The organism is Actinomyces sp. AC-20-1, assembly GCF_023369555.1.
Classification (GTDB): domain Bacteria; phylum Actinomycetota; class Actinomycetes; order Actinomycetales; family Actinomycetaceae; genus Actinomyces.
In genome coordinates, this window is record NZ_JACJVC010000009.1 from 14346 (window position 1) to 31443 (window position 17098).

Annotated in this window: 14 protein-coding genes; 6 read left to right on the forward strand and 8 right to left on the reverse strand. The window is 71.8% G+C overall.

The genetic code is table 11. From position 1 onward, the window contains the following. Positions 1-86: 86 nt before the first annotated feature. A complete protein-coding gene (gene nrdF / locus H6X67_RS06795) occupies positions 87-1061 on the reverse strand; it encodes a class 1b ribonucleoside-diphosphate reductase subunit beta (RefSeq protein WP_249368660.1) in 975 nt (324 codons plus the stop codon). Positions 1062-1086: 25 nt separating this feature from the next. Here nrdF and H6X67_RS06800 point away from each other — a divergent pair, with 25 nt between their 5' ends. Further along, a complete protein-coding gene (locus H6X67_RS06800) occupies positions 1087-1779 on the forward strand; it encodes a nucleoside/nucleotide kinase family protein (protein ID WP_250649213.1) in 693 nt (230 codons plus the stop codon). A 55-nt stretch (positions 1780-1834) separates the two neighbouring features. Here H6X67_RS06800 and H6X67_RS06805 read toward each other — a convergent pair whose 3' ends face one another. The 4 genes from H6X67_RS06805 to nrdH form a co-directional block, all read right to left on the reverse strand. Beyond that, positions 1835-2218, reverse strand: a complete 384-nt coding sequence (locus tag H6X67_RS06805; RefSeq protein WP_249368658.1) for a rhodanese-like domain-containing protein — start codon at positions 2216-2218, stop codon at positions 1835-1837. A 79-nt stretch (positions 2219-2297) separates the two neighbouring features. After that, positions 2298-4451 carry a class 1b ribonucleoside-diphosphate reductase subunit alpha gene (gene nrdE, locus H6X67_RS06810; RefSeq protein WP_249368657.1) on the reverse strand — a complete coding sequence of 718 codons (2154 nt, stop codon included), beginning with the start codon at positions 4449-4451 and terminating at the stop codon, positions 2298-2300. Beyond that, positions 4436-4861 (reverse strand): class Ib ribonucleoside-diphosphate reductase assembly flavoprotein NrdI, encoded by a 426-nt coding sequence (nrdI, locus tag H6X67_RS06815; protein ID WP_249368656.1) that lies wholly within the window; start codon positions 4859-4861, stop codon positions 4436-4438. The genes nrdE and nrdI overlap by 16 nt, the downstream gene beginning before the upstream one ends. A gap of 14 nt (positions 4862-4875) precedes the next feature. Further along, a complete protein-coding gene (gene nrdH, locus H6X67_RS06820) occupies positions 4876-5118 on the reverse strand; it encodes a glutaredoxin-like protein NrdH (protein WP_249368655.1) in 243 nt (80 codons plus the stop codon). A gap of 590 nt (positions 5119-5708) precedes the next feature. On the opposite strand from nrdH, the gene H6X67_RS06825 reads away from it, so the two are divergent. The 5 genes from H6X67_RS06825 (at position 5709) to H6X67_RS06845 (ending at position 11135) form a co-directional block, all read left to right on the forward strand. Further along, on the forward strand, positions 5709-6218 hold the full coding sequence (locus H6X67_RS06825; protein WP_249368654.1) for a transcription repressor NadR: 510 nt from the start codon (positions 5709-5711) through the stop codon (positions 6216-6218). Between the two features lie 143 nt (positions 6219-6361). Next, positions 6362-7441 (forward strand): PTS sugar transporter subunit IIC, encoded by a 1080-nt coding sequence (locus H6X67_RS06830; protein ID WP_249368653.1) that lies wholly within the window; start codon positions 6362-6364, stop codon positions 7439-7441. Positions 7442-7636: 195 nt separating this feature from the next. Then, positions 7637-8335 (forward strand): DUF4956 domain-containing protein, encoded by a 699-nt coding sequence (locus H6X67_RS06835; RefSeq protein ID WP_249435485.1) that lies wholly within the window; start codon positions 7637-7639, stop codon positions 8333-8335. An 82-nt stretch (positions 8336-8417) separates the two neighbouring features. Continuing rightward, positions 8418-9230 carry a polyphosphate polymerase domain-containing protein gene (locus H6X67_RS06840; RefSeq protein ID WP_249369828.1) on the forward strand — a complete coding sequence of 271 codons (813 nt, stop codon included), beginning with the start codon at positions 8418-8420 and terminating at the stop codon, positions 9228-9230. 171 nt (positions 9231-9401) lie between these two features. Next, a complete protein-coding gene (locus tag H6X67_RS06845; RefSeq protein WP_249369830.1) occupies positions 9402-11135 on the forward strand; it encodes a carbohydrate-binding domain-containing protein in 1734 nt (577 codons plus the stop codon). Positions 11136-11163: 28 nt separating this feature from the next. Here the strand turns inward: H6X67_RS06845 and H6X67_RS06850 are convergent, their stop codons facing one another. The 3 genes from H6X67_RS06850 to H6X67_RS06860 form a co-directional block, all read right to left on the reverse strand. Next, positions 11164-13026 carry a glycoside hydrolase family 13 protein gene (locus H6X67_RS06850; RefSeq protein ID WP_249435486.1) on the reverse strand — a complete coding sequence of 621 codons (1863 nt, stop codon included), beginning with the start codon at positions 13024-13026 and terminating at the stop codon, positions 11164-11166. 192 nt (positions 13027-13218) lie between these two features. Further along, on the reverse strand, positions 13219-14940 hold the full coding sequence (locus H6X67_RS06855) for an L-serine ammonia-lyase (protein WP_283251342.1): 1722 nt from the start codon (positions 14938-14940) through the stop codon (positions 13219-13221). 74 nt (positions 14941-15014) lie between these two features. After that, the gene (locus H6X67_RS06860) at positions 15015-17066 is read right to left on the reverse strand and encodes an alpha-amylase family protein (protein WP_249369329.1); all 2052 of its coding nucleotides are present in this window, start codon (positions 17064-17066) and stop codon (positions 15015-15017) included. Between the last annotated feature and the right edge of the window lie 32 nt (positions 17067-17098).

Sequence of the window (17098 nt, forward strand, 5' to 3'; positions counted from 1 at the left end):
GGGCCCTTGTGTGACATCGAGGCCGTGGGTGTGTCCGTTAACGGACATGGTTGGGACCGGTCGCTGCGCTCACCGGCCCGAGGGGCTCAGAAGTCCCAGTCCTCGTCCTCGGTCGCCTCGGCGGTGCCGATGACGTAGGAGGAGCCCGAGCCGGAGAAGAAGTCGTGGTTCTCGTCCGCGTTCGGGGACAGGGAGGCGATGATCGCCGGGTTGACGTCCGTGGTCTCGGCCGGGAACAGCGCCTCGTAGCCGAGGTTCATGAGGGCCTTGTTCGCGTTGTAGCGCAGGAACTTCTTGACGTCCTCGGTCAGGCCCAGCTCGTCGTACAGGCTCTCCGTGTAGGACTCCTCGTTGTCGTAGAGCTCCATGAGCAGGTCGAAGGTGTACTCCTTGAGCTCGGCCTGGCGCTCGGGGGAGGACTCGCGCACCGCCAGCTGGTACTTGTAGCCGATGTAGTAGCCGTGCACGGCCTCGTCACGGATGATGAGGCGGATGAGGTCGGCCGTGTTCGTCAGCTTGGCGTGGCTGGACCAGTACATCGGCGCGTAGAAGCCCGAGTAGAAGAGGAAGGACTCGAGCATGGTCGAGGCGACCTTGCGCTTGGCCGGGTCGTCACCGCGGTAGTAGTCGAGGATGATGCGCGCCTTCTTCTGCAGGTACTCGTTCTCCTCGGACCAGCGGAAGGCCTCGTCGATCTCCTGCGTGGAGATGAGCGTGGAGAAGATCGAGGAGTAGGAGCGCGCGTGCACCGACTCCATGAAGGCGATGTTGGTGAGCACGGCCTCCTCGTGCGGGGTGCGCGCGTCCGGGATGAGGGAGACGGCGCCGACCGTGCCCTGGATCGTGTCCAGGAGGGTCAGGCCCGTGAAGACGCGGGTCGTCATGTTCTGCTCGGCCGGGTTGAGCGTGGCCCAGGACTGCACGTCGTTGGACAGCGGCACCTTCTCCGGGAGCCAGAAGTTACCGGTGAGACGGTCCCAGACCTCGAGGTCCTTGTCGTCCTCAAGACGGTTCCAGTTGATGGCCTGGACACGGTCAATGAGCTTGATCGGCTCGGGCATGGGGGCTCCTCCGTACGTCTGGGTGATGGCCTCATGCTACCGACGGCGACAGACGGATACTGGCCCCGTGAGCACACCGCAGTACCGCGACGGCGGCCTCGACGTCCTTGTCCCCGGTCTTGTGGACCGCCTTGCCTCGCTTCTTCCCGACGGCGGCCGGCTCGTCGTCGGGCTGACCGGGGCGCCCGGGTCCGGCAAGTCGACGCTGGCCGGCTCCCTGTGCGCGGCACTGGCCGGACGGGGCCTGCTGGCCGGGTCCGTGCCGATGGACGGGTTCCACATGTCCAACGCGGTGCTGGACGAGCTCGGCCGGCACGGGCGCAAGGGAGCGCCCGACACCTTCGACGTCGAGGGCTACCTGGCGGCCCTGGACCGGGTGCGCAGGGGCGGTGAGGTCCTGGCGCCCGTGTACCGCAGGGACCTGCACGAGCCGGTCGCGGCGGGCACGCGGGTGGCGGGCCCCGGCGTCGTCGTCACGGAGGGCAACTACCTGGCTCTCGGCTCGTACGGCTGGACCGGGGCGCGCGAGCGGATCGACCTGCTCCTCATGCTCGACGTCGCGCAGGACGAGCTCATCCGCCGTCTCGTCGCCAGGCACGAGGCCTTCGGGCGCAGCCGCGCCGAGGCGGCGCACTGGGTGAGGGTCGTGGACGTGCCCAACGCGGCCCTGGTGGCGGCCTCGGCAGCGCGCTGCGACGAGGTGTGGCGCGTCCGCTGAGCGGCAGGGCGGGTGCCGGGCCGCCCGGCCGGGGCCCGTCTGCTCGTCCGGGCGCCTACTCGGTGACGACCTCGAGCCCCAGCGTCTCGGCGGCGTCCTTGAGGCCGCCGAGGTCACGGACGTCCGTGAAGCCGGCCGCCTCCATGCGGGCGACCGCCTGGGCCGAGCGGTTGCCGCTGCGGCAGTAGACGCCGTAGGAGACGGTCGTGTCGAGGGCGGCGATGCTCTCGTCGAAGTTCTCGGAGGAGACGTCGATGTTGACGGCGCCCTCGAGGTGCCCCTCGGCGAACTCCTCCGGGGTGCGTACGTCGATGATGGCCTCGGGAGCCGCGTCGGCCACGGCCCCCGAGGAGGACTCGTCCGAGCCGCAGCCGCTGAGCGCGGCGGCAGCGGTGGAGACGGTGAGCAGGGCGAAGGCGCGCCGGGACAGGGTAGACACGTGTGTTCTCTCGGGTGGTCCATGAGGTGGCGCGCCCAGTGTGCCAGAGCCGATGAGGGCGGGCGTCATCCGTCCCGGGTCAGAGCATGCAGCTGACGCAGCCCTCGACCTCGGTGCCCTCCAGCGCCATCTGGCGCAGACGGATGTAGTAGAGCGTCTTGATGCCCTTGCGCCAGGCGTAGATCTGGGCCTTGTTGACGTCTCGCGTCGTGGCCGTGTCCGGGAAGAACAGGGTGAGGCTCAGGCCCTGGTCCACGTGCTGGGTGGCGGCGGCGTAGGTGTCGATGATCTTCTCGGGACCGATCTCGTACGCGTCCTGGTAGTACTCCAGGTTGTCGTTGGTCATGTAGGGCGCCGGGTAGTAGACCCGCCCGATCTTGCCCTCCTTGCGGATCTCGATCTTGGAGACGATCGGGTGGATCGACGACGTCGAGTTGTTGATGTAGGAGATCGAGCCGGTGGGCGGCACGGCCTGGAGGTTGCGGTTGTACATGCCGCCCTCCTTGATGCGCGCCGCCAGCGCCGCCCAGTCCTCACGGGTGGGGACGCTGATGGAGGAGCGCTCGAAGACCTCCTTGACGCGCTCGGTCACGGGCAGGAAGTCCTGGGTCGTGTACTTCTCGAAGAAGGCGCCGGAGTAGTAGTCGGACTCCTCGAAGCCGACGAAGGACTCACCGCGCTCGACGGCGAGCTCGTTGGTGGCCGTCAGGGCCGCGTAGAGCACGCAGGCGAAGTAGACGTTGGTGAAGTCCAGGCCCTCCTCGCTTCCGTAGAAGATCCGCTCGCGGGCGAGGAAGCCGTGGAGGTTCATCTGGCCCAGGCCGATGGCGTGGGACTCCTTGTTGCCGCGGTCGATGGAGGGCACGGAGGGCAGGTCCACCTGGTCGGAGACGGCGGTCAGGCCGCGCACCGCCGTGCGGATCGTGCGCATGAAGTCCGGCGAGTCCATCGTCTTGGCGATGTTGAGGGAGCCGAGGTTGCAGGCGATGTCCTTGCCGACGTGGGCGAAGCTGAGGTCCTCGTTGAGGACGCTGGGCTCGGAGACCTGGAGGATCTCGGAGCACAGGTTGGACATGATGACCTTGCCCTTGACGGGGTTGGCGCGGTTGACCGTGTCCTCGAACATGACGTACGGGTAGCCGGACTCGAACTGGATCTCCGCGAGGGTCTGGAAGAACTGGCGCGCGTCGATCTTGGTCTTCCTGATGCGCGGGTCGTCCACCATCTCGCGGTACCTCTCGGTCACCGAGATGTCGGAGAAGGGCACCCCGTAGACGCGCTCGACATCGTAGGGGCTGAAGAGGTACATCGGCTCCTTGTTGCGGGCGAGCTCGAAGGTGATGTCCGGGATGACCACGCCCAGGGACAGCGTCTTGATGCGGATCTTCTCGTCGGCGTTCTCGCGCTTGGTGTCGAGGAACCGCATGATGTCGGGGTGGTGCGCGTGCAGGTAGACGGCGCCGGCTCCCTGGCGGGCCCCGAGCTGGTTGGCGTAGGAGAAGGAGTCCTCGAGCAGCTTCATCACCGGGATGACACCGCTGGACTGGTTCTCGATGCGCTTGATGGGCGCGCCCATCTCACGCAGGTTGGTCAGCAGCAGGGCGACGCCGCCACCTCGTTTGGACAGCTGCAGGGCGGAGTTGATGCCGCGGGCGATCGACTCCATGTTGTCCTCGATGCGCACGAGGAAGCAGGAGACGGGCTCTCCGCGCTGGGCCTTGCCCTCGTTGAGGAAGGTGGGGGTGGCGGGCTGGAAGCGGCCCGTCATCATCTCCTCGACGAGGTCGAGGGCGAGCTGCTCGTCGCCGCCGGCCAGGGTGAGGGCCACCATGGAGACACGGTCCTCGAAGCGCTCGAGGTAGCGCTTGCCGTCGAAGGTCTTGAGCGTGTACGAGGTGTAGTACTTGAAGGCGCCGAGGAAGGTCTCGAAGCGGAGCTTGTGCGCGTAGGCCGCCTTGAAGACCGACTTGACGAAGTCGGGGTCGTAGCGGTCCAGGACGTGCTTCTCGTAGTAGCCCTCCTCGGCCAGGTACTCCAGCTTCTCCTCGAGGTCGTGGAAGAAGACGGTGTTCTGGTTGACGTGCTGGAGGAAGTACTGGCGCGCGGCCTCGTGGTCCGCGTCGAACTGGATCCTGCCGTTCGCGTCGTACAGGTTCAGCTTGGCGTTGAGGGCGTGGTAGTCCAGGGCCGGGGGGACCGACTCGGAGCCGGTGTCCGTCAGCGTGTCTGCCAAAACGTGTCCAATCCTTCGGTGACGCGTGCGACGTCGGTGGGGGTGCCAAGGAGCTCGTAGCGGTACATGTGGGGCACGCCGAGCTTGGCGGAGATGATGTCTCCGGCGATGCAGTAGGCCTCGCCGAAGTTGGTGTTGCCGGAGGAGATGACCCCGCGGCACAGCGAGCGGTTGCGCTCGTTGTTGAGGAACCTGATGACCTGCTTGGGCACAGCGCCCTTGTGGTTGCCGCCGCCGTAGGTCGGCACGAGCAGCACGTACTCGCGGTCGACGACGAGCGGCTCCTGCGTGGGACGCAGGGGGATGCGCGCGCTGGGGACGCCGAGCTTGGCCACGAACCGGTGCGTGTTCTCCGAGACGGAGGAGAAGTAGACGACGAAGGGCCCGTCGGGCTCCTGGGTGCAGGTCACGGGGTGACGTGCGCTCAGACGGCGACGGCCTCGGCGGCGGCGAGGGACTTGATCTTGTCCGGGCGGAAGCCGGACCAGTGGTCCCCGCCCGCGACGACGACGGGCGCCTGGGCGTAGCCGAGGGACTTGACCTGCTCGAGCGCCTCGGCGTCGACGGAGACATCCACCGTGCTGTAGTCCAGGCCGGCCTTGTCCAGGGCGCGGTAGGTGGCGTTGCACTGGACGCAGTTGGGCTTGCTGTAGACGGTGATGGCCATGTCAGTCGCTTCCTGGCTGTCGTGATCGGGGCCGGTCCCTGTGTCCGCGCGAGGCTCCGGCCAAGGCCCCGTGCGGGGGGATCTCAGTCGTGTAAGCACACGGATGTAGTTCTCGGGAGGGCAGGGGTGCCTCACGAGGTAAGACACTACCCCTAGGGGTCGGCGCCTGCCAGCACCCCAACATGCTGTGTTCCGCCACCACCTGTGCATGACACGCTCCTTCCCTGTGGACAGGCCCGCGAGTCCTGTGGACGGGCCCGCGAGCACCTCTCCAGAACGCCCTCGGGCAGGGTCCGGTGGAAGGCGTCGGATCGGCGGAAACATCGTCACGCAGGGGTGTGACACGAATTCGGCGTCGAGTCCCCACCCCTCCCCAGGACACCGGTGACGCAGGTCCCCAGCCTGGGGACAGCAGCCGGGAAACTCATCTCGATCACCCGCTCGCCCGGGCGTGTCGCGCCCCTGCCGCGTCCTGCCCACAGCCACCCTCCCGTCACCCGCGTCCACTGCTCGCCCACCGCCCACCCACAGGACATCTGACGTGCTAGCGTCCCGCCAAGCCCCCTCCCTCCACCTCCACGAGGAGGACCATGGAAGCCGCACGACGCCGTGAGCGCGTCCTCGACCGCCTCAGCGCGGCCACCACCCCCGTCCCGGCCGCCACCCTGGGCAGTGAGCTCGGCGTCTCGCGCCAGATCGTCGTCGGCGACGTCGCCCTGCTGCGCGCCGCGGGCCAGGCGATCAGGGCGACCAACCGCGGCTACGTCCTCGCGCGCCCGACCACGCGCGCACGCCGCTCCTTCCACGTCCAGCACGGCCCGGAGCTGGTCGAGGCGGAGCTGGACGCCGTCATCGACGCCGGGGGGACCCTCCTGGACCTGAGCATCCCGCACGCCGCCTACGGCCAGGTCACAGTGGACCTGCTCATCCGCAACCACGAGGACATCGCCCAGCTGCTCGAGCAGCTGCGCACCTCTCCCCCGCTGTCCCAGCTCACCAACGGCGACCACTTCCACACGGTGGAGGCCGACGACGAGGCCACCCTCGACGCCGTGCGCGAGGCTCTCGACGCGCTCGGGGTCCTCGTTCACGAGGACTGAGCCCCGCACCACCCCTGCGGTCAGCCCGGCCCACCCGGTGTCGCGACGCTCACAGGGCCCGCCCCACCCCGGCGCCCGCCCCGCACCGTAGGCTCCGGGTGTCAAGACACTCGTCTGACCGTACCGCCACCCCAGGAGCACCCGTGAACCACCTGCGCGCGCTCGCCACCCGGATCTTCGTCGAGGGCCTCACCGGCATGGCGCACGGCCTCTTCGCCACCCTCATCATCGGCACGATCCTCACCCAGCTCGGCGGCCTCCTGCCCGCCGGCATCGGCGCCACCACCGTCCTGCTCGGGCGTGTCGCGGCCAGCATCACAGGCGCCGGCATCGGGATCGGCACCGCCCTGCGGCTCAAGGCCTCCACCTTCACCACCGTCAGCGCGGCCGTCGTCGGGCAGGTCGGCGCCCAGGCGGGCGCCCTCCTGTCCGGCAGCGCCCTCCATGCCGACGACGCCGGGGCCGCCCTCCTCCTGCGCGGTCCCGGAGAGCCCCTCGGCGCCTTCATCGCCGCCTACACGGCCATCGAGGTCGGCCGCCTCGTCTCCGGCCGCACCCCCGTCGACCTCCTCGCCACGCCACTGGCCACCGTCCTCGCCGGAGGCGGCGTCGGCCTGCTCGTCGGTCCCCCGATCTCCACGGCCATGACCGCGCTCGGCGAGGTCGTCAACTGGGGCACCGAGCGCCAGCCCCTGCTCATGGGGGCCGTCGTCGCCGTCGTCATGGGCATGGTCCTCACCCTGCCGATCTCCTCCGCCGCCCTGGGCGTCATCCTCGGCCTGTCAGGGCTCGCCGCCGGCGCCGCCACCATCGGCTGCACCACCCAGATGGTCGGCTTCGCCGTCGCCTCCTTCCGCGAGAACCGCTGGTCCGGGCTGCTCGCGCAGGGCCTGGGCACCTCCATGCTCCAGGTGCCCAACATCGTGCGCCACCCCCTCATCTGGGTGCCCCCGACGCTGGCCTCCGCCATCCTCGGCCCCGTCTCCACCACCCTCATCGGCATGGAGTCCAACGCCGTCGGCTCCGGCATGGGCTCAGCCGGCCTCGTCGGCCAGATCATGACGTGGCAGACCATGGCGCCGACGACGTCGCCCGCCGCGCTCTGGGCGATCATCCTCGGCTTCCAGGTCCTCGCCCCGGCGCTGCTCACACTGGCCCTGAGCGAGGCGATGCGCCGGCACGGGTGGATCAAGCCGGGGGACATGCGCCTCGCCCGGGCCTGAGGGCCCGGTCCGGCCCTCACAACCGGGGCCGACGACGAAGGCCACCGGCCGCCGTCGGCCCCCCTCGCCGTCGGCGACGAACCCATGCCTGAGGGACATGCTCATCACAGCCCGCTCATAGGGCCACTGTCTTGACTGATGGTCAACCCGCCCGGGGCCCAGGCCGCCGGGAGACCCCCACCGTCAGGACCCAGCATGAGCACCACCGCCCTCGCCTTCATCGCCGCCGACCTCGTCGCCGTCAGCGTCCTCGTCCTCGCCCTCTACGTCCCGCGCCACACGCGCAAGGACCTCATGGCCGCCTACATCGGCGTCAACATCGGTGTCCTCGCCGTCACCGCCCTGCTGTCCACCAGCTCGGTGGGCGCCGGCCTGGGCCTGGGGCTCTTCGGCGTGCTGTCGATCATCCGGCTGCGCTCGACCGAGCTGAGCCAGCACGAGGTCGCCTACTTCTTCGCCTCCCTCGCGCTCGGCCTCCTTGGCGGCATCCAGACCGCGCCCCTGGCGCTCACCGTCGCCCTCATGGCGCTCGTCGTCCTCTCCCTCGCCGTCGCCGACGCCCCCGCCCTCCTGCGCCGCAACCGCCACCAGCTCGTCATGATCGACCGCGCCATCGCCGACGAGCACGCGCTCGCCGCCCACCTGGAGGAGCTGCTCGGCGCCCGGGTGCGCTCCTTCGAGGTCCAGCGCCTCGACATGGTCAACGACACCACGCTCGTCGACGTCCGCTACGTCCTGCACCGGGCCGGCGCCACGGCGGACAGGTCCACTGACCGCACCGAGCACGCCCAGCCGGCCCGCCCCCACGCCGTCGCGCCGCTTCCCGCCTCCATCGCCCCGGTTGACGGCACGCGCGCCGCCCGTCGCCGCGAGCCGGTCGTCATCGCGCGCTGAGCCCCGTGGGCCCGGCGCAGCACCGGGCCCACGCACCCGCCCGGGCCCCACCGACCGCACGACCACCCCAGCAGGAGCAGCCATGACCCCCAGCCCCCTGGACCCGAGCCACCTCGAGAGGATCAGCCTCGACGAGCTCAACGCCGTCGCCGGGCTCCTCACCCGTGTGGACCGCAAGTACCTCGTGCCGACGGCGAGCGCGCAGGACCTCCTCGACTCCCTGGCCGGCCGGGCGCGCGTCCTGTCCGTGGCGGGGGCCACCTCCTCGCGCTACGCCTCGGTCTACTTCGACACCCCGGCCCTCGACTCCTACCTGCTGGCCGCCCGCAAGCGCCGCCGCCGCTTCAAGGTCCGCACCCGCACCTACCTCGACTCCGGGCTGTGCTTCCTCGAGGTCAAGACCCGCGGGGCCCGGGGCGCCACTGTCAAGAAGCGCCTCGCCTACGACGCCGGCTCCGCCGAGGTCCTCACCCAGGAGGGCCGGGACTTCGTGGCGGAGCAGCTCGCCGCCGCGCGCATCAGCGTGGCCCCCGGTCGCCTGGCCGAGGTCCTGGGCCCGGTCATGGGCACCACCTACGAGCGCACGACCGTGCACCTGCCGGCCGCGAGCGCCCGCCTCACCCTCGACACCGCCCTCGCCTGGCAGGACCTCACCGGCCGCCTGGTGGGCGACGTGCCGGCCGGGGACCTCGCCGTCGTCGAGACGAAGAACCCCGCCGCGCCCGGTCCCGCCGACCGGCTCCTGTGGGCGGCGGGACACCGGCCCACGAGGATCTCGAAGTACGCGACCGGCCTGGCGGTCCTGAGCCCCGAGCTGCCCGCCAACAAGTGGCACCGGGTCATGCACCACGACCTCGAGCAGGCCAGGAGGGCGGCGGCGCGCCACGCGGCCTGAGCCGCGGCCCCTCCGGCCGCACCAGTCCTGCCCGTCCCCACCACGCGCACAAGCGCCCCACGACAACCTCATGCCCCACGGACACGGTCCTCACAGCCTGCTCATGGGACCGCTGCCTTGACTGGGACCCATCACCGACGCGGGAGCACCCCGCACCGAAGGAGCCTCACCATGACGACCTCACTCACCCGAAGCAGCGGGCGGCACGCCGCCCACCGGCGCAGCCGCCGCGTCACCGGGGCCATCGCCGTGCTCGCCGGCCTCGCGCTCGCCGCTGCCTGCGGCAGCACGTCCACGACCGCCGCGGCCGGCGGCTCCACCACCACGCAGGCCGTCGTCGAGACCGTCGCCACGGCCGACGACGGCGAGGAGAGCGACGAGGGGACGGGCACCGTCTGGACGACGATCACCACCGCCGTGCGCCAGGCCACCGCGGGCACCGACGCCACCACCGTGCTCGCCGCCAACGCCGACACCTCCGAGGCCGTCGCCGCGGGCGCCCGCTACGAGAACGGCACCTATGACACCTCCACCGCCACGACGATCACCCTCGCCGGCAGCTCCGTCACCGTGTCGGGCGACGCCTCCTCACTGGTGGAGGTGGACGGCACCACCGTGACGATCACCGGCTCGGGCACCTACGTCCTGACCGGGACGCTCGACGACGGCGAGGTCCTCGTCAACGCGGCCGACGCCGACGTCGTCCTCGTCCTCGACGGCGCCTCGATCAGCAACGCGGACGGCCCGGCCGTCAACATCCAGGACGCGGGCAGCGCCGTCCTCGTCCTGGCCAAGGGCAGCACGAGCACGCTCACGGACGGCGCGGCCTACGCCGACACGAGTGAGGACGCGCCCACGGCCGCCCTCTACTCCTCCGACACGCTCACCCTCACCGGCACCGGCTCGCTCACCGTCACCGGCCAGTCGAATGACGGCATCTCCTCGAAGAACGGCCTGGCCCTCACCGGTGAGCCGGTCCTCACCGTCAACGCCGCCGACGACGGCCTGCGCGGCAAGGACTGGCTGCTGGTCGACGGCGGCACGCTCACCGTCACGGCGGGCGGCGACGGCCTGAAGTCCACCGAGGACGACGACGAGACGAAGGGCTTCGTGGCGCTCACCGGCGGGTCGGTCACCCTCACCTCGGGAGACGACGGCATCGCCGCGACCACCGACGTCGTCGTCGACGGCGCCACGCTCACGATCACGGCCGGCGGCGGGCAGGCCCAGGCCGTCGGGGAGGAGGCCGAGGAGTCCCCGAAGGGCGTCAACGCGGGCGTCGCCTACGCCCAGTCCTCGGGCAGCGTGCGCATCGACGCCGCCGACGAGGGCGTGCAGGGCGCCTTCGTCACGGTCACCGGCGGTGAGCTGAGCGTCAGCTCCGGCGACGACGGCCTCAACGCCTCCAACGGCGACTACACGATCGAGGGCTACGAGAGCGCCGACTCCGAGTCCGACGACGGCTCGGTGCTCACGATCTCCGGCGGCACCGTGCAGGTGGACTTCGCCGCCTCCGACGGCATCGACTCCAACGGCTCGGCCTACGTCACGGGCGGGCAGGTGCTCGTGACGGGCACGGCCGGCGCCATGGACGGCGCGGTCGACGCGAACGGGCAGACCCAGCTGGTGGGGGTCACCGGCGCTCTCAGCGTCGCGGTGGGCGACACGGTCACGGTGACGGGTGACGACGGCACGAGCTGGTCGGTGACCTCGACGGTCTCGGACAGCAGCATCACGGTGCTGGGGCTGACTGAGGGGGTGTCGTACACGGTGTCGACGTCGTCGGGGGGCTCCTTCACCGCGACGGCCTCCGCGCTCAGCTCCGGCATGGGCGGCATGGGCGGGGGCATGGGCGGCCAGCCCGGCGGCCCCGGCGGCGCGCCCGGGGCTCCAGGCGGCTTCTGACAGCGAGGGGCCAGCAGGCGCAGGAGGGTCAGGGCTCGACGCGCACCCAGGCGGTGGCGTCGGCGGGCAGGACCCGCACGCTCCGGCCGTCGTCGCCCACGCGCTCCTCAACGGGGGCGGAGGAGACGAGGACGCGCCCCTGCGGCAGCTCGACCTCCGCGCCGAAGGCCGTCCACGACTGCACCGCGCCGCGGGCGAAGGCGAGCACGCCCTCCTCGCGCCGCACCCACGTGAGGCCGTCGTCGACGCCGTCGGCCACCAGCGCCCGACGGGCCGCGAGCGCCCGGCGGTAGAAGGAGAGGAAGGAGTCGTCGTCGGCCTCCTGGGACTCGACGGACAGGCCGCCCCACCAGGCGGGCTGCGGCAGGTGCGCCTCAGCACCGCCGTCGGGACCGAAGCCGAAGGAGGTGCCGGAGGCCGCCCACGGCAGCGGCACGCGGCACCCGTCCCGCCCCTTCTCCACGTCCCGGTTGCGCGTGGCGATCGGGTCCTGCAGCCGCTCCTCCGGGATGTCGGGGACCTCCGGCAGGCCGAGCTCGTCGCCCTGCCACACGTACATCGAGCCCGGCAGCGCCATGACCGCCAGGGCGCCGGCTGCGGCCCGGCGCCGGCCCGCGGCGGCGTCGTAGCGGAAGAGGGCGTCGTCGCCGTCGGCCAGGAGCCAGCGGCGCGACAGGTCCAGCGAGCGCCCGAAGACCTCCCCCTGGGCGCCCGCCGTGCGGGCCGTGTCCTCACCCGGCGCCTCCTCCGGCACCCGGTGGGTGGGGTCGAAGCCGTAGCGGCTGGCGACGCGGACGACGTCGTGGCAGCCCAGGACCCAGGTGGTCGAGCCGCTGCTCGCCAGGTCCGCGAGCCCCGCGGTGATCGCCCACTCGTAGGAGGCCGAGGTGAAGTCCGCGTCCTGCATCTGGAAGTTGAAGGCCTGGCCGACGCTGCGCGCGTAGGCGGCGCGGCGCTCCGGCATGACGCCGGCCTCGGCCACGGCGAAGCGGGGCGGGTCGTAGGACTCGAGGACCGTGCGCCACTCGGCGTAGATGGCGTGGACCTCGTCGCGGTCGAGCAGCGGGTGGGAGCCGTCGGCGGTCAGCGGCCAGGGCAGCTCGGACCACGGGCGGTCGATCTGGCTCAGGTCCTTCGCCATGCCCGAGGCGACGTCGATGCGGAAGCCGTCGACGCCGTGGTCGCACCAGAAGCGCAGGGTCTCGATGAGGTCGGCGTGGACGTCGGGCTCCTCCCAGCTCAGGTCCGGCTGCTCGGGCGCGAAGATGTGCATGTACCACTGGTAGGGGCGGCCGGTGCCGGGGCCGGTGAGGGGGCGGCCGTCGGTGTCGACGTCGTCGATGCGCTCCCAGATGGAGCCGCCGAAGAGGGAGCGCCAGTCGTTCGGGGGGAGCTCGCCGTCGGCGCCCTTGCCCTCACGGACGATGTAGAGGCGCCGCTCGGGGGCGTCGGGGCCTCCGGTGAGGGCGGCACGGAACCAGGCGTGGCGGTCGGAGGTGTGGTTGGGGACGATGTCGACGAGGACGCGGATGCCGGCGCCGTGGAGCGCGGCGACCATCTCGTCGAAGTCCGCCATCGTGCCGATCTCGGGGGCGACGTCGCGGTGGTCGTCGACGTCGTAGCCGCCGTCGGCGAGGGCGGAGGGGTAGAAGGGGGAGAGCCACACGGCGTCGACGCCGAGCGCACGCAGGTAGGGCACGCGGCTCGTGACGCCCTTGAGGTCTCCGGTGCCGTTGCCGTCGAGGTCCGCGAAGGAGCGGGGGTAGACCTGGTAGATGACGGCGTCGTGCCACCACTGGCGGGCGGGGCCGGCCTGGGCGGCGGTCGGCACGTCGGGGTCGGGCTGGGCGGTCGGCTGCTGGGGCGGGGCGGGCTGCTGGGTCGCGGTCACCGCGTCATGGTGCCAGGTTCTTGGTGTACCGCAATACCTCAGGACGGGCGCACTCACCCTCCTCACCTCCCACCGTCCCCGACCTCCTCGGTTTGCGCTCGAACGTACGGCAAAACCCCAGGGAGTTCGAGCGCAAACCGAGGAGGTGGGCGGCGGGGAAGGGCGAGCCGGCCGGGGCGGGGCGCCCCGCGCTCAGCACTCGACGACGTTGACGGCCAGGCCTCCGCGGCTCGTCTCCTTGTACTTGGCGAGCATGTCCTCACCGGTCTGACGCATCGTCTCGATCACCGTGTCCAGGGAGACGGCGTGCCTCCCCTGGCCCCACAGGGCCATGCGCGCGGCGTTGATCGCCTTGACCGCCGCCACCGCGTTGCGCTCGATGCACGGGATCTGCACGAGCCCGCCCACCGGGTCGCAGGTGAGCCCCAGGTTGTGCTCCATCGCGATCTCGGCGGCGTTCTCCACCTGGGCGGGGCTGCCGCCCAGGGCCTCGGCGAGCCCGGCCGCCGCCATCGACGACGCCGATCCCACCTCCCCCTGGCAGCCGACCTCCGCCCCGGCGATGGAGGCGTTGGTCTTGATGAGGGAGCCGACGGCGGTCGCCGCCAGCAGGAAGCGGCGCACGCCGTCGTCGTCGGCCCCGGGGACGAAGTCCTGGTAGTAGCGCATGACCGCCGGCACGATGCCCGCCGCCCCGTTGGTCGGGGCGGTGACGACGCGGCGCCCGGCCGCGTTCTCCTCGTTGACGGCCAGGGCGAACAGGTCCACCCAGTCCATGCCGCGCAGGGGGTCGGCCAGGGTGTAGGCGGAGGCGGGGCCGGTGGCCTGGGCGAGCAGGCGCTCATGGAGGGCCTTGGCGCGGCGCTGGACACCGAGGCCGCCGGGCAGGACGCCGTCGGAGCCCATGCCCGCCTCGATGCAGGCGTTCATCGTCGCCCGCAGGCGGTCGAGGTAGGCGCAGACCTCCTCCTCGCTGCGGGCGGAGACCTCGTTGGCGCGCACGACGTCGGAGACGCGCAGCCCCTCGCGCTCGCAGATGGCCAGCAGCTCCGCGGAGGAGGAGAAGGGGTAGGGGGCGGGTGTCGCGTGCGCCTCGGCGCTCGAGGCGGTGGCGAGCGCCCGGATCGACGGGGCGCCGCTCACGCCGACGTCCTCCATGACGAAGCCGCCGCCCACCGAGTAGTAGGTGCGGCGCAGGACCTCACGGCCCGAGGGGCAGTAGGCGGTGATGGTCATGCCGTTGACGTGGTAGGGCAGGACGCGGCCGGGCAGGAAGTGGATGTCGGTGGCCGGGTCGAAGGGGACGTCCCCGACGCCGTCGACGGTGAGGGTCCCGACGGCGGCGACCTCCTCCATCTGCCGGGCGCAGACCTCGGCGGGCACCGTCTCGGGCTCGTAGCCCGCCAGGCCCATGACGACGGCCCGGTCGGTGGCGTGACCGCGGCCGGTGGCGCCGAGGGAGCCGTAGAGCTCGACGGTGACACGGGTGACCCGGTCGGCGCCCCCGGCTCCCGTGGGCTCCACCGCCAGGTGCAGGGCGTCGTCGGAGACGACGGCGGCGGCCAGCTCACCGGCGAAGGCCCGCCCCGCGCGCATGGGGCCCACGGTGTGGGAGGAGGAGGGGCCGATGCCGATGCGCATGAGGTCGAAGACGCTCAGGGGGCGCGAGGCCTGCTCGGCGGAGATCTCACCGGCCAGGAGCGCCGCCGGAGTGGTGGCGTCCAGCGTCGCGAGGTGCAGGGTGGTGTCGGCGCCGTCGTCCGCGGACAGGGCGGAGACGGCGCTCGGGGTGGGCAGGGCCGCGGGCCGGTCGCTCACGGCACTGGCTGCGCTGGCGGCACTGATGGCGGCGCCGCGGGTCCCGACGGCGCTGCCGGGGGCGCTCGGCCCGGTCCCCACGAGGTCGCTGGTCATGGGGCCATGATGCCCCGGATCGGTGGCCCCGCCCACACCAGACGGGTGCAGCGGGCCGGCGCCGTCGCCGCCCCTCAGTCCGTGGCGCGCACGAGCCACCAGGCGGCGTAGGGGGGCACCGGGACGAGTCCGTCGCCCGCGCCCTCCAGCGTCGTCGACCACTCCGGGACCGTGTCCGTCAGGACGTCGACGGCGCCCAGCACCCCGTACCCTGCCAGGCGCGAGGCCGGCACCGAGCGCCAGTCGGGGGTGACGTTGTAGACGCCGACGAAGCTGCCCCGCGGGTGGTCGCGGAAGGTGACGAGGACGCCGTCGTCGTCCACCGGCGCCACGAGGGTGCGCACGTCCGCGCGCAGCTGCGGCAGCGAGGCCCGCACCCGGCCCATCCTCACGAGGTCGCTGAAGACGCGGCCGGCGACCGTCGTCGGGTCATGACGCTGGGCCACCAGGGTCTCGGACAGGACCGGGCGGCCGGCCCACCGCGAGTCGGCCTCGTGCCCGGGCTCGGTGTCCCAGTTGGGGTCGTTGAGCTGGCCGACCTCGTCGCCGCTCCACAGGACCGGCACGCCGCCCCACCCGTAGATGATGGCGTTCGCCAGGCGCAGCGCGTCCAGGCGCTGGGCGAGCCAGGTGCGCAGCTCCTCCTCGCGCCACAGGGGCGTGTCGTCACCGATGCCCTCGACGGCCTCCGCCGCCGCCTCGATGCCGATGAGGGAGGCGGCTGTGCCGGTGATGCGCCGGTCCTGGGTGACGGGGTTGTGCTGGAAGACGAGGCCCCGGGCGTCGCTCATGGGGTACACGCCGCGGTACCAGTCGGCGAGGAACTGGCGGTGCCAGAAGCCGTTGAGGCCCACCGCCTCGGCGTCGTCGTCGTCGATGGCCCAGCCGATGTCGTCGTGGCAGCGGATGTAGGTGATCCACGTGGCCGTGGCCGGCTCCACCGGCAGGCAGGACAGGGCCCGGGCGGCGAGGCGGACGTTGCGGGAGGCGAGCATGGACCAGACCTGGACCATGAGGGAGTTGTGGTAGGCGAGGTCGGAGACCTTGCCCGTGTAGCGGCCCTGGCCGAGGTACTGCAGGAGCTCGGTGGGGGCGACGATCGCCTCGGCCTTGAGGTCGACGGCGGGGCAGGCGATGCGGGTGAGCGCGCGCAGGACCTGGGTGATGGCGTGGACCTCGGGCTGGCCCTGGCAGTCAGTGCCCTTGCGCTTGATGGTGAAGGCGATGGCGTCCAGGCGCAGCACCTCAACTCCCCTGTTGGCCAGGTCCAGGACGATGGAGGCGTACTCCTCCATGACGTGGGGGTTGCGCCAGTTGACGTCCCACTGGAAGGAGTTGAAGGTGGTCCACACCCAGCCGGCGGCCTCCTCGTCCCAGGTGAAGCTGCCGGGGGCGAAGTCGGGGAAGATCTCGGGCAGGGTCCTCTCGTACTCGTCCGGCTCGGTGCGGTCGGGGTAGATGTGGAAGTAGTCGCGGTAGCGCTGCTCGCCGGCGCGTGCGCGCACCGCCCACTCGTGCTCGCGGGCGACGTGGTTGAGCACGAGGTCGATGACGAGGCTCATCCCGTGCTCGCGCAGCCGCCCTGCCAGGTGGGCGAGGTCCTCCATGTCGCCCAGGTCCGCCCGGACCGAGCGGTAGTCGGCGACGGCGTAACCGCCGTCGGAGTCGCCGGGGCGCGGGGTGAGCAGGGGCATGAGGTGCAGGTAGGTGACGCCCAGCTCGCGCAGGTAGTCGATGCGCTCCTCGACGCCGCGCAGGTCCCCGGCGAAGCGCTCGGTGTAGGCGGCGTAGCCGATGCGGGAGGGGTCCTGGACCCAGGTGGGGTCGAGGGTGCGGGCGAGGTCGAGGCGGCGCAGCTGGGGGTCGCGCGCGACCCAGGCGGTGGCCGCCTCGGTGAGGAGGTGGACCGCGGTGGTGCGCACGGCGTCGTCGCCGCGCTCGCCGTAGAGGGTGACGAGGCCGTCGGCGATGTCGGGGTACCAGCGCTCGACACGGGTGGCGAGGACCTCGCGCTCGGGCTCCGGCAGGGCGGCGTCGTCGAGGACGGCGTCGACGGCGCTGCGGACCTGCTCGGGGACGGCGCTGTCCGTGGACCAGGGGCTGCGGGAGGGTGCGGTGGCGCTCATAGGTCCATGGTCGCGCATGCGGGCGGCCGGGG

Coding starts and splice junctions, on each gene's coding strand:
- H6X67_RS06800 (WP_250649213.1), top strand. CDS start 1,087: ATGGCCTCATGCTACCGACGGCGACAGACGGATACTGGCCCCGTGAGC.
- H6X67_RS06860 (WP_249369329.1), bottom strand. CDS start 17,066: ATGAGCGCCACCGCACCCTCCCGCAGCCCCTGGTCCACGGACAGCGCC.
- H6X67_RS06855 (WP_283251342.1), bottom strand. CDS start 14,940: ATGACCAGCGACCTCGTGGGGACCGGGCCGAGCGCCCCCGGCAGCGCC.
- H6X67_RS06825 (WP_249368654.1), top strand. CDS start 5,709: ATGGAAGCCGCACGACGCCGTGAGCGCGTCCTCGACCGCCTCAGCGCG.
- H6X67_RS06840 (WP_249369828.1), top strand. CDS start 8,418: ATGACCCCCAGCCCCCTGGACCCGAGCCACCTCGAGAGGATCAGCCTC.
- nrdH (WP_249368655.1), bottom strand. CDS start 5,118: ATGGCCATCACCGTCTACAGCAAGCCCAACTGCGTCCAGTGCAACGCC.
- H6X67_RS06845 (WP_249369830.1), top strand. CDS start 9,402: ATGACGACCTCACTCACCCGAAGCAGCGGGCGGCACGCCGCCCACCGG.
- H6X67_RS06835 (WP_249435485.1), top strand. CDS start 7,637: ATGAGCACCACCGCCCTCGCCTTCATCGCCGCCGACCTCGTCGCCGTC.
- nrdF (WP_249368660.1), bottom strand. CDS start 1,061: ATGCCCGAGCCGATCAAGCTCATTGACCGTGTCCAGGCCATCAACTGG.